The sequence below is a fragment of the Mycobacterium sp. TH-M106 genome (assembly GCF_057473765.1).
This window is the reverse complement of record NZ_JBYCLE010000244.1, coordinates 1-1,278: the sequence shown is the minus strand read 5'-3', so window position 1 is coordinate 1,278 and position 1,278 is coordinate 1. Positions and strand designations below refer to the sequence as shown.

1 protein-coding gene and 1 pseudogene are annotated in these 1,278 nt (G+C 67.1%); one reads left to right on the top strand and one right to left on the bottom strand.

What is annotated here, in order from left to right:
• Window positions 1-588, bottom strand: a 588-nt coding sequence (locus AC2VOP_RS08520; RefSeq protein ID WP_486960559.1) for an aldehyde dehydrogenase family protein, incomplete at its 3' end; no start/stop codon positions are given.
• Between the two features lie 59 nt (window positions 589-647).
• Here AC2VOP_RS08520 and AC2VOP_RS08515 point away from each other — a divergent pair.
• Window positions 648-1,278 (top strand): annotated as a pseudogene (locus tag AC2VOP_RS08515) (secreted hydrolase); the annotation flags it as partial.

Below are 1,278 nucleotides of genomic sequence, written 5' to 3'. Positions count from 1 at the left end.
CATCTCGGCCAGCCACAGTGCGTCCAACGGTGTCTCGGGTGCCGGTTTGACGATGACGGTGCAGCCCGCGATCAACGCCGGGATCAGCTTGGGCATGATGACGAACTGCGGCACATTCCACGGCACGATGGCACCGACCACCCCGACCGGAGCCCGGCGTACCTGGACCTCGCCGAGCACCCCGTGGCGGCGCTCGACCCACGGGAACTCCCGCCCGGTCGCCACACCTAGGTGCATCATCGCCGCCGCACCGACAGCCTGCCCTTGCCGGGAGAACTGCCGCGGTGACCCCATCTCGTCGGTGATCAGGTCGGCCATCTCCTCCAGATGGCTGCCGTAGACGGCGGCGAGCTTCTCGACCTTCTCCATCCGTTCGCCCGGGCTCAGCCGCGGCCACGGACCATCGTCGAAGGCGGTGCGGGCGGCCGCGACCGCCCGGTCGACGTCTTCGGGGGTGGCCTCGGGAACCTCCCCGATCGGCTGCTCGGTGTGCGGGGAGATCACCGTGAGCCGCTTATCGGTGGCGGGCCGCTGCCAACGCCCGCCGATGAAGAGTTCGTCATAGAAACGGTGATTGGATCGTGCCATCGGACACCACCTTAGGAAACGCGATAAGACTTTACCGCCGACGCTAACATAACAGCGCAATGATCGACCCGGACCACGGAGATTGGCGTCAGTACCCGTTTCGGCTGGTGCCCGGAGTGTTGGATTTCCCTGCCGCCGAAGGCGATCACCCCGACCATGAGTCCGACACCTGGTTTCTCGCCGGCCGGCTCACCGCCGCGACCGATGTATCAGGCCGTGCGTTCGCGTTCCTGACCATCGTCAACAGGAACCGCCCGGGTGGGTCGGTGGTCGCCGACTTCTACACCATGGCGCTGTTCGACCTCGACACCGGCGAGTACGACACCTACACCGACTACGACATGCCGCCGGCCAGCTTGCGCCCGGACGCTGCGCCGAAGCTGTCCGCCGCCGCGGGGCATCTCGACATCGGCTACCGCAGCGGTGCGGGCACCGCGGTCTGGGCGACCTGCCGCGACACCGACGGACACCTGATGCCCTACACCTACCGGGTGAGCCTGCCCGGTTGCGACCAAGCCGGCCGTTTGATGCAGCTTGATCTCGACGTGACGCCCACCCGGGCACCGGTGCCGCTGGGCGCGTCGACCTACAACGGCAAGATCGCCTGTTTCGGCCAGGACGACACCTGCTCCTACTTTCAGACCGGGATGGCGATGACCGGAACGCTGCGCTGGGGCGACACCTACGAGC